General features: G+C 69.3%; 13 protein-coding genes. 3 read left to right on the top strand and 10 right to left on the bottom strand.

From position 1 onward, the window contains the following. Positions 1–174: 174 nt before the first annotated feature. From Q0654_RS20840 to Q0654_RS20810, 7 genes are all read right to left on the bottom strand, one after another. A complete protein-coding gene (locus tag Q0654_RS20840) occupies positions 175–774 on the bottom strand; it encodes a GNAT family protein (protein ID WP_298856998.1) in 600 nt (199 codons plus the stop codon). 2 nt (positions 775–776) lie between these two features. Next, complete coding sequence (locus Q0654_RS20835) at positions 777–2087, bottom strand: acetylglutamate kinase (RefSeq protein WP_298856997.1); 1311 nt, start codon at positions 2085–2087, stop codon at positions 777–779. A 471-nt stretch (positions 2088–2558) separates the two neighbouring features. Next, positions 2559–2936, bottom strand: a complete 378-nt coding sequence (locus Q0654_RS20830; RefSeq protein ID WP_298856996.1) for a hypothetical protein — start codon at positions 2934–2936, stop codon at positions 2559–2561. Next, positions 2933–4012 (bottom strand): acetylornithine deacetylase, encoded by a 1080-nt coding sequence (locus tag Q0654_RS20825; protein ID WP_298856995.1) that lies wholly within the window; start codon positions 4010–4012, stop codon positions 2933–2935. The genes Q0654_RS20830 and Q0654_RS20825 overlap by 4 nt, the downstream gene beginning before the upstream one ends. A gap of 105 nt (positions 4013–4117) precedes the next feature. Next, positions 4118–5347, bottom strand: a complete 1230-nt coding sequence (locus Q0654_RS20820) for an argininosuccinate synthase (protein WP_298856994.1) — start codon at positions 5345–5347, stop codon at positions 4118–4120. A 146-nt stretch (positions 5348–5493) separates the two neighbouring features. Further along, the gene (locus Q0654_RS20815; protein WP_298856993.1) at positions 5494–6495 is read right to left on the bottom strand and encodes an N-acetylornithine carbamoyltransferase; all 1002 of its coding nucleotides are present in this window, start codon (positions 6493–6495) and stop codon (positions 5494–5496) included. Positions 6496–6785: 290 nt separating this feature from the next. Next, positions 6786–7319: a glycine zipper 2TM domain-containing protein gene (locus tag Q0654_RS20810; RefSeq protein ID WP_298856991.1), complete on the bottom strand. Its 534-nt coding sequence runs from the start codon at positions 7317–7319 to the stop codon at positions 6786–6788. Between the two features lie 357 nt (positions 7320–7676). Here Q0654_RS20810 and cysS point away from each other — a divergent pair, with 357 nt between their 5' ends. Next, positions 7677–9047, top strand: a complete 1371-nt coding sequence (gene cysS / locus Q0654_RS20805; RefSeq protein ID WP_298856989.1) for a cysteine--tRNA ligase — start codon at positions 7677–7679, stop codon at positions 9045–9047. Between the two features lie 10 nt (positions 9048–9057). Then, complete coding sequence (locus tag Q0654_RS20800; protein ID WP_298856987.1) at positions 9058–9516, top strand: SufE family protein; 459 nt, start codon at positions 9058–9060, stop codon at positions 9514–9516. A gap of 66 nt (positions 9517–9582) precedes the next feature. Here Q0654_RS20800 and Q0654_RS20795 read toward each other — a convergent pair whose 3' ends face one another. After that, positions 9583–12186 carry a protein kinase gene (locus tag Q0654_RS20795; protein ID WP_298856985.1) on the bottom strand — a complete coding sequence of 868 codons (2604 nt, stop codon included), beginning with the start codon at positions 12184–12186 and terminating at the stop codon, positions 9583–9585. Then, on the bottom strand, positions 12183–12800 hold the full coding sequence (locus tag Q0654_RS20790) for an ECF-type sigma factor (RefSeq protein ID WP_298856983.1): 618 nt from the start codon (positions 12798–12800) through the stop codon (positions 12183–12185). Before Q0654_RS20790 ends, Q0654_RS20795 begins: the two co-directional genes overlap by 4 nt. 350 nt (positions 12801–13150) lie before the next feature. On the opposite strand from Q0654_RS20790, the gene Q0654_RS20785 reads away from it, so the two are divergent. Beyond that, a complete protein-coding gene (locus Q0654_RS20785) occupies positions 13151–15262 on the top strand; it encodes a choice-of-anchor Q domain-containing protein (protein WP_298856982.1) in 2112 nt (703 codons plus the stop codon). Positions 15263–15308: 46 nt separating this feature from the next. Here the strand turns inward: Q0654_RS20785 and Q0654_RS20780 are convergent, their stop codons facing one another. Further along, a complete protein-coding gene (locus tag Q0654_RS20780) occupies positions 15309–16085 on the bottom strand; it encodes a hypothetical protein (RefSeq protein WP_298856980.1) in 777 nt (258 codons plus the stop codon). Positions 16086–16101: the final 16 nt, after the last annotated feature.

Raw genomic sequence — 16101 nt, 5'->3', positions numbered from 1 at the left:
GGCTGATGATCGTGAGCCTGCAGAAGATGCCTAGGAGGAAGCCTGCCTCACGCCCGCTACGCATAGGGTGGGCCCTGGCCCACCGTGGCCTCGACCCCGCCAGGTCTCGCAACGGCACCGGATGCGGAAGCGCCGAGCGCGCGAGGGCGCCATGCACGCTGGAACCGGGAGGGTTCATTCCCCACCCTCCCGCCCCAGCCGCCGCTGCAAATTCCTTCGCACCTCCGGCCACTCGGCATCCAGGATCGAATACACCACGGTGTCGCGCAGATGCCCGTCCGGCATCCGCATGTGCCGGCGCAGGACACCGTCCCGCTTCGCACCCAGCCGTTCAATGGCCGCTTGCGAGCGCAGGTTCTGCAGGTGGGTGCGCAGCTCTACGGCGACGCAGCCGAAGCACTCGAAGGCCTGCTGCAGCAGCATCAGCTTGGCCTCGGTGTTGAGGGCCGTGCGCTGTACGCGCTGGGCGTACCAGGTGTAGCCGATCTCAAGGCGCGGCAGGCTCCAGTCGATATGGCAGTAGCGCGTACTGCCGACGACTTCGCCGTGCGCATCGAGCACCGCATAGGCCAGTGCCCTGCCCTGCGCCTGATCCTCAAGCGCGCGCGCGATATAGGCCTCGACGGTGTCGACGCTCGGCACCGATGTCACGCGCAGGTTCCAAAGCTCGCCGTCGCTGGCCGCGCGCACGAGATCGCTCGCGTGCGCAGTCGTCAGCGGCAGCAGCTGCACGTGCTCGCCGATCAGCGCCGGCGGCGTGGTGATCGGGTCCACGCTCAGCCCTTCAGCGTGGCCGGGCGCGCGCGGCAGTGCTCGACCGCGAAGCGGATGTCCTCGAAGGCGTCGAGCCCGTACCAGAACACGTTCCAGCGCTCGCCCTTGATGCAGCCGTCGCTTTCGCCGAAATAGAAGTCGTTGATCGCGTTCTCGCGGCGCGAGCGCCAGAACAGCTTCGGGTTCTCGGCACGCATCACCTGCCAGGCGGCGCGCCCCAGGCCCTCGCCCTGCGCATCGTCGCTGACCGCGAACTTGTCGAGATGCGGGATGCCGTTCTCAAGGGTGAGGATCAGCGCCGCGCGGTAGTGCTCGCTGACATAGACGCGGTGCGGCTTGACCGAATCGAAATAGCCCTTGACCAGCTTGCGGCCGAAGCTCGATTCGATCAGCGCCTGCAGGCGCTTCATGTCGAGGCCCTTGAAGTTCTTTTTCGAATGGATCTTCTCGCCGCGCCGGACCAGGGTGCCCGAGCCACGGTGGGTGAACAGCTCTTTCGCGAGCTCGTCCGGCTTGGTGATCGACACCGACGAAGACGGCGGCAGCTGCATCAGCAGGTCGTGGATCTGCTCGATCTTGACCTTCATGCCCGAGTGCAGCCAGTCCTGCTGCATCAGGTGTTCGTACTCGGTCGACAGGTTGATCGAGTCGATCACCCGGCCCTCGCCGTCGAGCAGCCCGCCGGTGCCGGTCAGGAACACGATCTTGTAGGGCTGCAGCTGCTTGACCAGGTCATTGGCCGCCCAGTCGGCGTTCAAGTTCACCATCTGACCGCCGGCAGTTTCGCCGAGGCTGGTAATGACAGGGATCGAACCGGCCTTGATCGCCGCCTGGATGCCCTCGGTGTGGACGGTGGTGACCTTGCCGACCAGGCCGTACTTGCGCTTGTTGAGGAAGTCGGCCTCGAACACGCCGCCGGGGATCGAAGTCGCGCGCACGCCGGCCCGCTGCAGGGCTTCGACCAGGCGCAGGTTCTCGCTCATGAACACGCGACGGACGATGCGCAGCACCTCGGGCGTGGTCACCCGCAGACCGTCGACGGTTTGCTTGGTGATGCCGGCGGCCTTCATCTCTTCGTCGAGCTGCGGGCCGGCGCCATGCAGCACGATCGGCGTCAGGCCGACCTGCTGCAGGAAGGCCAGCGAACTGACCAGCGCCTCCATCTCGTCGCGCAGGATCGCGCCGCCGACCTTGACCAGGGCGAAGCGCTCGGCGTCGACCTGCGAGAAACGTTTCAGGTACTGCTGGATCTCCTTAGCCGAGGCCATGTTGGAGAGCAGGCGGACGATAGTGGGGCGGAGTTCTTTGGCCATGGGGCTTGGATGGGGTCTGCAGGTTGGCAATGAGAGCGAGGCCGACCCAAGCGACGTTGCGCTCGGACGGAGCCGCGTGTCTCCCCTCCCCCCTGGAGGGGGCGGGGTCGGGGGAGAGGGGGATGACGCTTGTCGCGAGGTTTGCCCCCTCTCCCCAACCCCTCTCCCTCCAGGGGAGAGGGGCTCTACGTTCTGTTTCAGTGCATTGGATTGGGCATCAGCCGGAAGACTCGCGATCTCCTTGAAGTCGAGCCGCTGTTTCTCCCCTCCCCCCTGGAGGGGGAGGGGTCGGGGGAGAGGGGGATGACGCTTGTCGCGAGGTTTACCCCCTCTCCCCAACCCTCTCCCTCCAGGGGAGAGGGGCTTGCTCGCTTCGCTTGAAGCCGTCGCAAGGTCAACGGCAGTCTGATTCAGTAAGCACATGGAACAACCGAACCGAGTCTCACCGCCCGGCAGCATTCGCTGGACCACCTAGTCCGCCGCGCTGATCTGCTCCAGTACAAGGTGCCTTTCGGCCGCGTGTTCGGAGACAACGAGTTCAATCAGCACGTGGCGCCCATTGTTCGTAGGAATGCGCTGCTCAACTGAGGCGATCAGAGCGGTGTCATTCGGCTCGAAGCAACTCACAGAAGGAAGAGAGGATGGTGGCGCGAAGGAAGCTGCGCCCAGCTCTGTGAGGATGGCTGACAGGTCATCGCGGATGGCTGTAGCAGGGTCCCGCTCGAAGGCCAGCGCGTAGCCAAACTTCGATGCCAAGGCATGGAAATCTCCTGTACTAAGCAGTTGAGCTACCTCATCGCAGAATGCCGCCAAGGCCTCTGGGGCCGCCTGGCCGTCGGTCATCTTCATGCGCCACCAAACAGCCGCAAGTACGTCCTCCCCACCGCCTCCAGCTGCTCCAGCGCCACCCACTCATCGGCCGTATGCGCCTGGGCGATGTCGCCTGGGCCGTACACGATCGCGGTGAGCCCGGCCGCGGAGAACAGCGAGGCCTCGGTCCAGAAGTCCACGGCCGGGCCGACCGGCAGCCCGAGCTCGGCCACCAGCGCCTCAGCGCGGGCGAACTTCTCCGCGGTGTCGCCGCCCGAGGGCAGCGAAGGGCCGCGGAAAGTCTCCTCGTAGTGGGCCAAGGCTTCGGCTGCGGCGAAGCCGCGGAAGGTGTCGTGCAGGCCGTCGATCGAGTGCGAGGGCAGCGGGCGGAAGCCGAAGCGCAGCTCGGCGGCCGGCGCGATCATGTTGGCCTTGATGCCGCCCTCGACGCGACCGATGTTGAAGCGCAGGCCCTGCAGGCCACCGAAGCTCTCGCCGGCCTGGGTCTGCACGAAGTCCAGCGCGCGCCCGCCGAAGCGGATCGCCTGGTGCAGGGCGCTCTGCTCCATCGCCTGCGCACCCGAAGCATGGCCGGCCGTGCCCTTGAACTTCATCAGCACCGAGCTGATGCCGCGATGCGCCAGCACCGCCCGCGCCTGCGTGGGCTCGGCGACGATGGCTTCGACGAAGGCGTGGCCCTGGGCGAGGAAGCCGGCGATGCAGCGCGCGTCGTTGGCTTCTTCATCGGTGGTGAACAGGAAGGCCGCATCGCCCTGCGTCTGTTCCGCGGCAGTGATCAGGCAGGCGGCAGCGCCCTTGATGTCGCAGGCGCCGAGGCCGATCGCCCGGTCCGCAGTGACGCGCAGCAGGTGCGGATCGGCGCTCCAGTGCGGCGAGTCGGGCACGGTGTCCATGTGCACGTTGAACACGCGCTTCGGGTTGCCGCGCACCGCCAGCAGAGCGATCGCGCCGGCACCGAAGTCGGTGAGCTGGAAGCGGAAACCCGGCAGCGCCTGCTGCAGGTAGTCGAACATCGAGCGCCCGATCTCACGCGGTGGATTGCGGGTGTCGAAGGCGACCAGCTTTTCAAGGTGATGGAGGATGCGGTCGAGCATGGATTGGGTCTGCCGTGGCCATACGGGGTCGTGGATTGAAGGCTCGGCTTCGCCCGGACCCTCTCCCCAACCCCTCTCCCCGGGGGAGAGGGGCTCAAGACGGGATTACTTGTTCACTTCCGCCCACAGCGTGCTGCTCATGCCGAACAGCTTGATGAAGCCCTCGGCCTCTTCCACGCCCCAGTCTGCCGACTGCGCGTAGACCGCGCCCTTGGCGTTCAGGATGTGCGGCGAGCTCACCGCCACCGCGTCGACCCGGGCACCGTGCGTTTCCAGCGTGACTTCGCCATTGACCTTGGCCTGCGAGCTGGCGAGGAAGGCCTCCAGGTCGTACTTCAGCGGGTCGTGGTAGAAGCCCTCGTAGACCAGCTCCACCCATTTGCGCGCGACCTCGGGCTTGAAGCGGTTCTGCTGCTTGGTCAGCACCGTTTCTTCCAGCGCGCGATGGGCGGTGAGCAGGGCGATCAGGCCCGGTGCTTCAAAGATGATCCGGCCCTTCAGGCCGATCGTGGTGTCGCCGGTGTACAGGCCGCGGCCCACGCCGTACTTCGCGAACTCGGCGTTGAGCCGCGCCAACAGCGCCGCACCGGCCATGCGCTCGCCGTTGATCGACACCGCCTCGCCGCGCTCGAAACCGATCCGCAGCTGCAGCGGTGCGGCCGGCCAGTCGGCGCGCTTGGCGCAGAGCCCGCGGGCGCCCTCGCCCGGGGCTTCCCAACGATCGATCTCACCGCCGGACATGGTCACGCCCAGCAGGTTCTCGTTGATCGTGTAGCTCTTCTGCTTGGCGCGGACTTCGAAGCCACGCGCCTCCAGATACGCCTGCTCGTAGGCGCGGGTCTGGGTGTGCTCCTTCTGGATCTCGCGGATCGGCGCCACGATCACGTAGTCGCCCTGCGCCTTCACCGCCAGATCGAAGCGCACCTGGTCATTGCCCATGCCGGTGCAGCCGTGCGCGATCAGCTTGGTACCCAGCTCATCGCAGCGCTTGAGCGCGGCATCGACGATCAGGTAGCGGTCCGACACCAGCAGCGGGTACTGGCCTTGGTAGGCCTCGCCGGCCCAGACGAAGGGCTTGACGAAGCCCTCCCAGATCGCCGGGCCACCGTCGACGGTGACGTGGCTGGCCGCGCCCAGTTCGACCGCGCGGGCCTCGATGTAGGCGCGCTCCTCGGCATCCACGCCGCCAGTGTCGGCGAACACGGTATGCACCTCATAGCCGCGCTCGCGCAGCCAGGGAATGCAGAAGCTGGTGTCGAGGCCGCCGGAGAAGGCGAGCACGATTCTCGTGCCGGGATTCGGGATTGGGGATTCGGGATTCGCTGAAGCGGGCATGCGGCGGTCCTTGGGGAGAGGGCGGGCAAACAAAGCGGATGTTGAAGAGCGATCAAGTCATGCGGGCTCGGACAGTTCAGGGCGCCAAAGCGAAGTTGCTCTAACGAATCCCGAATCCCCAATCCCGAATCCCGTCGCTGCTGCGCTCAGCGCAGCAGCGTGGCCATGATGGCCTTCTGCACATGCAGCCTGTTCTCGGCTTCGTTGATGGCGATGCAGGCGGGGCTGTCCATGACGGCGTCGGTGGCTTTGACGTTGCGGCGCAGGGGCAGGCAGTGGCTGAACACGCCGTTGTCGGTCAGCGCCATCTTGCGTTCGTCGACGATGAAGTGCTTGTGGGCGTCGCGGATGGGCTTCTCTTCGTCCCAGCGGCCGAAGTAGGGAATCGCGCCCCAGCTCTTGGCGTACACCACATGCGCGCCGGCATAGGCCTCATCGGGATCGTGGCTGACGCGGAAGCTGCCCTTGGCTTCCTCGACGTTGTCGGCGGCCCAGCGCATGTAGCGCTCGTCGAGCACGTATTCGGGCGTAGGGCACAGCAGGGTCACGTCCATGCCCAGCCGCGTGGCGATGGTCAGCGCCGAGTTGGCGACCGCGGTGTTCAGCGGCTTGGGGTGGTAGGTCCAGGTCAGCACGTACTTCTTGCCGCGCAGGTCGTCGGTGCCGAAGTGCTCGCGCAGGGCCAGCGCATGCGCCAGCTCCTGGCAGGGGTGGGTGATCGTCTCCATATTGATCACCGGCACGGTCGAGTACTTGGCGAAGGCGCGCAGCACCTTGTCCTCGCGGTCCACCGACCAGTCCTGGAACTTCGGAAACGCACGCACGCCGATCAGGTCGACATAGCGCGCCAGCACGCGCGCCACCTCGGCGATATGCTCCTCGGTGTCGCCGTCCATCACCGTGCCGAGGTCGAACTCGATCGGCCAGGCGTCCTTGCCGGGCTGCAGCACGATGGCGTGGCCGCCCATCTGGAAAGCGCCCAGTTCGAAGCTGGTGCGCGTGCGCATCGACGGATTGAAGAACACGAGCGCGATCGAGCGCCCGCGCATCTGCTCGCCCAGCTTGCTGCGCTTGAACGCAGCCGCCTGCTGCAGCAGCGCATCCAGGCCCTCGCGGCTCCAGTCCTGCGTGTTCAGGAAGTGGCTCATCAGCGGTGCATTCATCCGTCAGTTCTCGTCGTGATGTGGATTTCGTGGCCCAGAAACGCAAAAGCCCGGCGCACAGGCCGGGCTTTCCGTAACAGCTGCGTGGAGTACGCGCGGAATTACCCAGCGATGTGGGATTCCAGTCGGCGCGCGCGCGACGTCATGCCAGCCGCCATGTAGGCGCTGGTCAGGACATCGGCGTCGGCGGGCTTGGTGAACATGGGGGCGGAGAATGGCACAGGGGGCGGGGGCCAGCAAGCCGGCCCGCATGAGACTTTCGACTGAGGCCGCGCTTATTCGACCGGCGTCACGCTGACGCGCACGCGCAGGTTGTTGCCCGGGTCATAGGGCAGGCGCGCGAAGAAGACCTCGTCCTTCAGGCGGTACTCGACGTCGTAGCCGGACAGGCGACGCTCCTCGCGGGTCACTTCGACCATCTGGCAGCGCGTTTCGGTGCCCTCGTAGCGACGCTCGGGGCTGTTGTTGCGGTCGACGTTGCGGCCGATGGCGCCACCCGCCACCGCGCCGGCCACGGTCGCTGCGCGGCGGCCGCTGCCATCGCCGACTTGGTTGCCGACCGCGGCGCCGACGATCGCGCCGATCACGGTGCCGGCGGTGCCGGAGTCGCGCTCGCGATAGACCACGCGCTCCTCGGCGCATTCCTCGCGGGGCTCGGAGAAGCGGATCGTCTCGTAGACCGGAGTGGCGCTCAGCACGGTCGCATAGGTGAAGCGCACGTTCTCGGTGCTCGGCCCGGGCTGGGCGCCCGCAGTGGCGGCGGCCAGCAGGGCGCACGAGGCGAGGAGGATGCGGCGGGGCTGCGTCATTACGGACTCCTGGTCGGTGCGAATCCGACCCTCGCCGACGCCGCCATCCAGCGGGTCTTAGCGCGGTACGGCTTCGCGCCTGCGTGCACGGCAGGCTGGGGCGAGTTCGGTATCGGTCGGCGCCGCCTTCGGTCTTCAGTGCCGGGTCGGTGCCAGGGTCGCGCGTTCCATCGCGCAGCGTGGGCCGGATTCAAGCAGCCCGGCGCTGAATCGGCGCTGTAGAAATTCGTTAAGGCAGCAGCCCCGAGCCGTCGCGGCCCGCCCACATCACCCCCAGGCCAAGCCATAGAACGGATTCGCGAGTCTGAAGCCGGGCATGCTGGCCGATCGGGCCTTAGCCGCTAAACTCCGCGGCCTATGGATATCCGCCTCTACAACAGCCTCAGCCGCGCGCTCGAGCCCTTCCGCCCGCAGGACCCGAAGCGGGTGACCTTCTACGTCTGCGGACCGACCGTCTACAACTTCGTGCACATCGGCAACGCGCGCGGCCCGGTGGTGTTCGGCATCCTCGCCGACCTGCTGCGCCGGCACTACGGCGAGGTCGTCTACGCCCGCAACATCACCGACGTCGACGACAAGATCAACGCCGCCGCCACCGAGCAGGGCGTGCCGATCACCGCGATCACCGACCGCTTCGCCCAGGCCTATCGCGAGGACATGGGTGCGCTTGGCGTGGCGCCGCCGGACATCGAGCCGGCCGCGACTGCGCACATCCCGCAGATGATCCGCATGATCGAGGCGCTGATCGCGCAAGGTCATGCCTACGCCGCCGAGGGCCACGCCCTGTTCGCGGTCGACAGCTACGCGAAGTACGGCGAGCTGTCTCGCCGCAGCACCGACGAGATGCTGGCCGGCGCCCGCGTCGAGGTCGCGCCCTACAAGCGCGCGCCCGGCGACTTCGTGCTGTGGAAGCCCTCGACCCCCGACCTGCCCGGCTGGGACAGCCCCTGGGGCCGCGGCCGCCCGGGCTGGCACATCGAGTGCTCGGCCATGAGCGAAGCGCATCTGGGCGAAACCATCGACATCCACGCCGGCGGCGTCGACCTGCAGTTCCCCCATCACGAGAACGAGATCGCGCAGAGCGTCTGCGCCCACGGCGGCAAGACCTTTGCCCGCTACTGGCTGCACAACGGCATGCTGACCTTCGACGGCAGCAAGATGTCGAAGTCGGTCGGCAACATCCGCCGCGTGCGCGACCTGATCGGCGAACACCCGCCCGAGGCCCTGCGTCTGGCCCTGATGTCGGCCCACTACCGGCAACCGCTGGACTGGTCCGAGGGCCTGATCGAGCAGAGCGTGCGCACCTTGGATCGCCTGTACGGCACGCTTCGAGATCTGGGCGAAGTGGAGGCCAACGAAGTCGCGATTCCTGACGCGGTCGAGCAAGCGCTGGCCGATGATCTGAACACGCCGCTGGCGCTGGCCGCCCTGCAGCAGATCGCCGGCGAAGCACGCAAGGCCGAAGGCGAAGCGCGCAACGCGCTCAAGTCGCAATTGCTGGCCGCAGGCCGAGCGCTGGGCCTGCTGCAGCAGGCGCCCGAGGCCTGGTTCGCGCGCGGCGTCAGCGCCGATGACGATGCCCGCATCCAGGCGCTGGTCGAAGAGCGCGTCGCCGCCAAGGCCGCCCGCGACTTCGCCCGCGCCGACGCCATCCGCAAACAGCTCGCCGACGAAGGCATCGCGCTCGAAGACACGCCGCAGGGCTGCCGCTGGAAGCGGGCCGGGTGAGCGCGATCCGATGACTGCCATCACCCGCGACAGCCCCTTCCCGCTGGAGCCCAGCGCCGCCGAAGCGCAGTCCGAGATCGCCGCAGAGTTCGCCTTCTTCGGCGACTGGTCCGAGCGCTACCAGTACCTGATCGACCTCGGCAAGAAGCTGCCGGCCTTTCCGGAGGAATGGAAGACCGAGGCCAACCGGCTCACGGCCTGCCAGTCGATGGTCTGGGTGGTGTCCGAGGGCGATGCCGACAAGCTCGTCTTCCACGCCACCAGCGACTCGACGATTGTTTCCGGCCTGATCTACCTGGCCCTGCGCGTCTACTCCGGCCGCAGCGCCGCCGAGATCGCCGCTACCGAGCCGACCTACGTCGCCGACATCGGCTTGGCCAAGCACCTGTCGCCGACCCGCAGCAACGGGCTGGCGGCACTGCTGGGGGTGATCCGGCAGCGTGCGGCGCAGGCGATGGAAACCGGCTGAGACCCGGCCCGCGCTGACCTCAATCCACGCTCGCCGAGCGCAGCGCGAGCCACTTCTATTGCGACCTCAGGGCCGCGCCTTCAAGGCCGGATGCGTCGGCGCCAGCTGCTTCGACAGCTCCACCTGCAGACCCTCGATCTCCGCGGCCACCGGCTCGCGGGCGTCGGCGCGCAGCTGCAGCTGTTCCAGTGCGACGAGTTGCCGGAGCGGATGGCCCGACGGCGTCGCCACGACGAGGGCGTCCAGAGCCTCGGCGAGAGCGCGCGCCGCATCGAGGTCGCCGCGTGCGCGCTGCAGGGCCACGCCCTCGCGCAGCAGCTCGGCGCGCTGGGCGGGCCGGGCCTCTCGTGTTTCGGCATCGAGCGCGTCGTACAGCGCCTGCGCGGCCGCCCACTGCTGGGCCAGCACGTGGACGCGCACCTGTTTGATACGTGGACGCAGCGCCCGTGCCGGCTGGCCGGCTTCGCCGTAGGCCTGCGCGGCGGCGTCGAGCGTGGCGAGGGCAGTGCCGTGTTCACCCGCCAAGGCCTGCGCCTGCCCCAGCGCGTACAGCGCATTGGCGCGCGCCACTGCGTGCAGGTGGGGCATCGCCAGCGCCGCCTCGGCCTGCGCGGCCGCGCCTTCGGCGTCGCCACGCAGGGCCTTGAGCCCGGCGAGATTGGCGCGGTGTGAGCCTAGGTTGGGATGCTCGGGCGCCAGCCGCGCATGCAAGGCGATGGCGCGCGTGTAGTCGGCGTCGGCGGCGGCCCAGTCGCCGGCGCGCTGCAGGGCGCCGGCGCGCGAGGCGATCAGGGTGGCGTGGTCGGTACTCTCGGTATTGCCAAGGGCTTCATCGAGCGCCATGACTTCGCCGTAGCGCTGCGCCGCTTCGGCGTCGCGGCCGGAGAGATCGAGCAGAGCGGCCAGCGTGTACAGCAGGCTGGCGCGGCGCCAGCGCAGATCGCCCGTGGCGCTCAGTGCATCGAGTTCGGCCAGCGCCTGCGCGCCCAGCGCAAGCTCCTCCGCGCGCGCCTCGCCGCGGAACAGCGCGAGATTGGCGCGCCCCTGCAGGCAGTCGACGCGGACCAGCCGGGCGCTGCCCTGCAAGGCGTCGGCCTCTTGGATGGCAGCGTCGTAGACGACGATCGCCTCGGCCTCGCGGCCCAACATGGCCAGCGCGCTGCCGCGGCGACAGGCGGCGCGGGCACGCAGTTCGGGATCGAGATCGTTCGACCGGCTGGCAACCCGCTCCAGCAGGGCCAGCGCGCGCGCATGCTCGCCGCGGTCCTGCTCGACCGCAGCCAGACGCACCAGCAGGGCCTGACCCGCAGCCGCATCGCTCTCGACCAGCCGCAGCGCGGCATCGCGGGCGCGATCCAGCCAGGCGTTGGCGGTCAGCGCCTGCTCGGCGCCGGCCTCGGCGAACAGGCCGGCAAAGGTGTCGACCAGGCGCTCGCCGCGGTCGGCCTCGGCGAGTGCGGCATCGCGGTCCTGCTCCGCCTGCAGGCGCGCGCTGTCGGCGCGGCGGGCCTCTTCGCGCGCGACTAGGAAACCACCGCCAAGGGCGAGCAGCAGGGCAAGCGCGAGTACGGACTCCAGCGGGTGTCGCCTAACCGCCCGAAGCAGGCGCTCGGCGCGTCCGGGCAGGCGCGCGTCGACGCTGTCGCCTGCCAGCCAGCGTTCCAGATCCAGCGCCAGCGCGTCGGCGCTGGCGTAGCGCTGCTGCGGCGCGCGCGCCAACGCCCTCAGCGCGATCGCATCGAGATCGGCATCGACACCGTTGATGCGCGCATGCCGGCTCGGCGGCTCCGCATCGCGCTGGCAGACCCGCTCGACCAGCTCGGCCAAGGCGCGTGCATCGCTGCCGTGCGGCGGCCGCTCGCACAGCGCGAACCACAGCAGCGTGCCCAGCGCATGCACATCGCTGCGCACATCCGCGGGCTCGCCGCGCAGCTGCTCGGGTGCGGCGAACTCCGGCGTCAGCGCGGCCTCGCGGGTGCTGCCGGGCTCGGCTTCGAGGAGCTCGCCGATGCCGAAGTCGAGCAGGCGCGGGCTGCCGTCCGCCTCGACGCGCACATTGGCGGGCTTCAGATCCCGATGCAGCACGCGCTGGCCGTGGGCGTAGGCCACTGCCCGCGCCAGCGCCAGCACGAGATCCACGCGCTGTCGCAGGGTCGGATTCACCTCACGCAGCCAGGCGTCGAAGGCGCGCCCCTCGACCCATTCGGTGACCAGCCAGGGCCGGCCGTCGGCGCTCATGCCGCCGTCCAGAAGCTGGGCGATGCCGGGATGTCGCAGCCGCGCCAGCAGGGCGCGCTCGCGGGCGATGCTGCGCGCCGCCTGCGGGCGGTCCAGGCGCAGGAACTTGATCGCGACTTCGCGCTGGAAGGCGCCGTCGGCGCGCTCGCCGCGCCAGACCTCGCCCATGCCGCCGCGCCCGACTGGCGCGATCAATCGCCAGGGCCCGACCCGATCCGGGGCTGCCGCCTCTGGCTCGCGCTCCAGCAGGCCCGCCGACTGCTCGATCGCGCGCAGCCAGCCTCGCAGGGCTTCGGCTTCGTCGGCCGCGAGATCGACCAGCAGCGACTCGCGCGCGTCGACCGGCAGATCGAGCAGCGCGTCGAGGCGCTCGGACAGCGCGGCCCAGCGCGCGGCATCCACGCCGACGGGGCCACTGGCGCCGGCGCTCATGCCGGCGCGCCGCCAAGAAAGCCGAACAGCCAGCCGCGCGCCTTCAGCCAGTCGCGGCGGACCGTGACCTCATTGACCTGCAGCAGCTCGGCGATCTCGCGATCGGTCAGCCCGGCGAAATAGCGCAGCTGCACCACTTCGGCGGCCCGTGCGCTGACCTTCTCCAGCGCGGCCAGCGCGGCATCGAGCTCGACCAGATCGAGCACGCCCTCGGCCGGCAGATCTTCGGCCGCGGACAGGGACAGCGCCAAGGCGCCGCCGCCGCGCTTGTCGGCGCGCGCCGCGCGGAAATGATCGACCAGCACCTGGCGCATGCAGCGCGCGGCGATGCCGAAGAACAGGCGGCGATCGACATTCTCGGGCAGGCGCGCGCCGGCGAGCTTGAGATAGGCCTCATTGACCAGCGCCGTGGTCGACAGGGTTTCGCCGGCTCCCATCGACAGCCGCTCGCGCCGGGCAATCCGGCGAAGGTCGTTCTGGGCGGCGGCGATGAGCTGATCCAGCGCGCCCGGCTGGGCCGTGTCAAGCCGCGCCAGCAGGCCGGTCAGGCCCGCGCTCAGGCTTTCGCCCAGCTCGCGCGACAGCGCCTCGGCTTCGGCCATTCCCTCGCTCATGGGCAAGCCCCCCGCAGGCGGAGCGCAGCCGACGCAGCAAGCCTCTCGAAAGCGGGCGATGGGGGCATGGGGTCCGGCCGCGACAGTGTCCGGGGCGGAACTATAGGGCAACACTGGTCAAGTCCATCCTGGCCTGGATCAGTGATCGCGCGTCCGGCACGGGTTCGGACTCGCTTGCGCTGCATCAGGCGCTTACGCGCTCGATCCGCGGGCGCGCCCTCCATGGCGCGCGACAACGCTGAATTCTGCAGCCTTGCCATAGGGCCAGCCGCCGGCGCCCGGCAGGGGTGGATGCACGGATTCGCCGCCGCGCTACGCATGGGCATCCAGGACACCCCCCGGAGCCCGCCATGAAACGACCCTGCCCTGCCCTGCCGCATGCCCTGGCGCCGCTGCTCGCCCTGCTCTGTGCCCTTCCCCTGACCAGTCAGGCCGCCGATTGGCAGTGGCCCGACACGGTCTTCGGCGGGCCCTGCGCCGGCAGCCTGCAGGCCTGCATCGACAACGCCGGCGCCGGCGACTCCATCCGCATCGTCGGCGACGAGCAGAACAACCCGGACCGCTACACGCCGATCAACGAGGACATCGAGATCACCCGCTCGCTGAACCTGCGCGCCGCCCCCGGCATCGACGCGGTGTTCGCGCCCGAGCGCAGCCTGCGGGTGAACCTCGGCGCCGGCAGCCATACCGTGCGCCTGTCCGATCTCAGCTTCCGTCGCGGCGGCGTGGAGGTGAACGACCTCAGCACCGTGGACGGCAGCCTGATCGACCTGCAGCGCCTGCGCGTGCTGGAACTGGGCGCTGCCGATCAGCTATCCGGCGCGTGTGGGCTGCAGGTCAGCGTCGGCGGTAGTGCGGCGCGCCAGATCAACATCGGCGACAGCGTGGTCGCGCGCGGCGGCGCGCGCGCCGGCGATGCCTTCGGCGGCATCTGCGTGACCCAGAACTTCAGCGGCGCGCTGAACGTGAACTTCTTCCGCAACCGCGTGCTGCCGGGCAGCGGGCGCAGCGGCTTCGGCATCACCGCCTTCAATCTGGTCGGGGGCAGCAGCGCGCGCGCCAGCGCCAACCGCGTGTTCGGCCCACGCGAGGAGACTGCGCTGTACCTGCATACCCGCGGCGCCGGCAGCACCCTGCGCGCCGAGAGCAATCTGATCGTCGGCGGCAGCGGGGAGAGCTTCGCCCTGGTCATGAACGTGCCCGGCGGCACCGGCGTCATCGTCAACAACAGCCTGCTGCAGGGGCAGCGCGGCCTCGCCGCCGGAGGCTTGGGCAGCACGCAGCCCGCCAGCCTGCGCGCGGCCAACAACCTGATCGCCTGGCAGAGCGCGAGCGGCGTGCTGCTGGAGGCCGCCAACACCACCAATGCCAACAACCTGCTGTTCGCCACGGGCGGCGACAGCTGGACGCCCGGCCCCGGCACCCTCAACGTCGACCCGCAGGTCGAGTCGATGGAGTATCCGCGCCTGCGTGCGAGCTCACCGGCGATCAATGCCGGTAGCGCGGCCGACGCCTCCGGCCTCGGCTTCGACGCCGACGGCGAGCGTCGCAGCGCCTTGGGCGTGGTCGACATCGGCGCCTTCGAGGCCAATGGCGAAGGCGCCGCGGTGATCACGACCACCGCGCAGACCGTGTTCTTCAACGAAGCCTACGTGCAGCCCTTTCCCATCCAGCTTCTTGAGGCGGATCGGCTTGCCGTCAGCGCGCAGCGCACGCTGCCAGCCACGCCCGCCAGCGGCCAGCACCTCGGCGTCTATCGCAACCCGCAGAGCGCGAGCGGCTGGTCGATCTTCCACCAGGACATCAACAGCACCATGAATCCGGGCCAGCGCTTCCACGTGATCGCCCCGGTCGCCAGCAAGACCGGATTCGCCCACCTGACCAGCGCCGCCAACAGCAGCGGCGCGCTCTCGCGCATCGACCACGCCTCCCTCAACGGCCTCAGCTTTGCGATCGCGATCGCCCTGCAGCGCTGGGAAGGCGCCTACCACGATGTGCCGATCGGGCTGGCCTGGACCAGCGCAGGCGGCGGCCGCTGGCAGCTGCGCAACGAGGACGGCAGCGCCATGCCCGCCAACCTCAGCTTCAATCTGATGGTGGCGCCGCTGCTGTCGCCGAATGCGCTGCAGCTGAGCCCCGGCGGCCAGAGCGTGCGCGAGCTGCGCATCGAGCATCCGCTGCTGGACGACAACGCCTGCGCGGCACCGGTGGTCGGCCGCGTCGACGATCCGCTCGACGGACTGACGGTCAACAATCCGCAGCGCTACAGCCTGGAGTACCGCGCGGCCAGCGGTGCCGGGGCGCCGGGCCGCTGGTTCATCGTCGCCGAGGGCAGCGGCACGCCGACCTTTCCGCCGAACGTTGCCTTCAACCTGATCGTCGATGGCGCCCAGGCGGAGCGCTGCCGCGCGCCGCGCGAGGAGCGGATCTTCCGCAACGGCTTCGAGGCGACGACCTGGTAGGCGATCGCCGCGGAACAGGACGCGTCCGCTGCCCGCCCTCGGGGCCTCAGTTGCCGGCGCAGACCGCGAACGCGCGCAGCGGCATCACGACCCCGCCGGTGTTGTAGAGGGCGACTTGCCAGCCCCAGCGGCCCCCGTCGAAGGTGGGGAAGGACTCGGAGATGCGCAGCGTCGTCTGGCCTGGCGTACCAACGCTGGAACGTTCGAGGCTCTCTACGCCACCCGAGATCACGATGGCGCCATCGGGGCAGCGCACGATCTGCGTTCGGACCGCGCCACCAGGCACGGACACCTCGGCGCTGGGCCGAGTCCAGTCGTGCAGACCGGCGGTATGGCAGGAGAAAAGGAATCCACCTTCGCTGATCGAGCGGAGCGCATCGCCTGGCGCGCAGCCCGCTGCTGGAACCGACCCCGGGAACCCTGGCTCTCCGACCGGCCCCTCGGGCCCTGCGGGTCCGGTCGTGCCGGACAGGGCGAACTGCGCGAACGGCACCGGCGTGATGGGCTGCCGCGGCAGCATCGGTGCGCCGTCGACGCGCACCTCCAGCCAACGCTGCGGCCCGGAGAAGGCCCCGGGAAAGCTGAGGTCGATGGTGAAAAGTCCGCCGACAATGGGCCATGACGGGGCATCCACCGTCGCTCCGATCTGGCTGCCACCGCTGGCGCTATCGAACAACGCGAACTCAAGGTCACGAGCCCCATCCACGGGCGCGCCCGCCTGCCGCAGCTGCCCCTGGTAGGTGAAGGCCGCTGTCTGCGTCACCTGCGCTCGTGCAGCCATGCAGGTCATGAGCAGGAAGATCGCGAAGGTGAGATTGCGCATGGCGGTTCCTCTCAAG

It is taken from the genome of uncultured Aquimonas sp., from assembly GCF_937888285.1.
Lineage (GTDB): Bacteria > Pseudomonadota > Gammaproteobacteria > Xanthomonadales > Xanthomonadaceae > Aquimonas.
This window is presented reverse-complemented; position numbering and strand designations above follow the sequence as displayed.

Bases quoted from the DNA above. Each gene is read 5' to 3' on its own strand.
- Q0654_RS20835 (WP_298856997.1), bottom strand. From the start codon at position 2,087: ATGGCCAAAGAACTCCGCCCCACTATCGTCCGCCTGCTCTCCAACATG.
- Q0654_RS20830 (WP_298856996.1), bottom strand. From the start codon at position 2,936: ATGAAGATGACCGACGGCCAGGCGGCCCCAGAGGCCTTGGCGGCATTC.
- Q0654_RS20825 (WP_298856995.1), bottom strand. From the start codon at position 4,012: ATGCTCGACCGCATCCTCCATCACCTTGAAAAGCTGGTCGCCTTCGAC.
- Q0654_RS20820 (WP_298856994.1), bottom strand. From the start codon at position 5,347: ATGCCCGCTTCAGCGAATCCCGAATCCCCAATCCCGAATCCCGGCACG.
- Q0654_RS20815 (WP_298856993.1), bottom strand. From the start codon at position 6,495: ATGAGCCACTTCCTGAACACGCAGGACTGGAGCCGCGAGGGCCTGGAT.
- Q0654_RS20810 (WP_298856991.1), bottom strand. From the start codon at position 7,319: ATGACGCAGCCCCGCCGCATCCTCCTCGCCTCGTGCGCCCTGCTGGCC.
- cysS (WP_298856989.1), top strand. From the start codon at position 7,677: ATGGATATCCGCCTCTACAACAGCCTCAGCCGCGCGCTCGAGCCCTTC.
- Q0654_RS20800 (WP_298856987.1), top strand. From the start codon at position 9,058: ATGACTGCCATCACCCGCGACAGCCCCTTCCCGCTGGAGCCCAGCGCC.
- Q0654_RS20795 (WP_298856985.1), bottom strand. From the start codon at position 12,186: ATGAGCGCCGGCGCCAGTGGCCCCGTCGGCGTGGATGCCGCGCGCTGG.
- Q0654_RS20790 (WP_298856983.1), bottom strand. From the start codon at position 12,800: ATGAGCGAGGGAATGGCCGAAGCCGAGGCGCTGTCGCGCGAGCTGGGC.
- Q0654_RS20785 (WP_298856982.1), top strand. From the start codon at position 13,151: ATGAAACGACCCTGCCCTGCCCTGCCGCATGCCCTGGCGCCGCTGCTC.
- Q0654_RS20780 (WP_298856980.1), bottom strand. From the start codon at position 16,085: ATGCGCAATCTCACCTTCGCGATCTTCCTGCTCATGACCTGCATGGCT.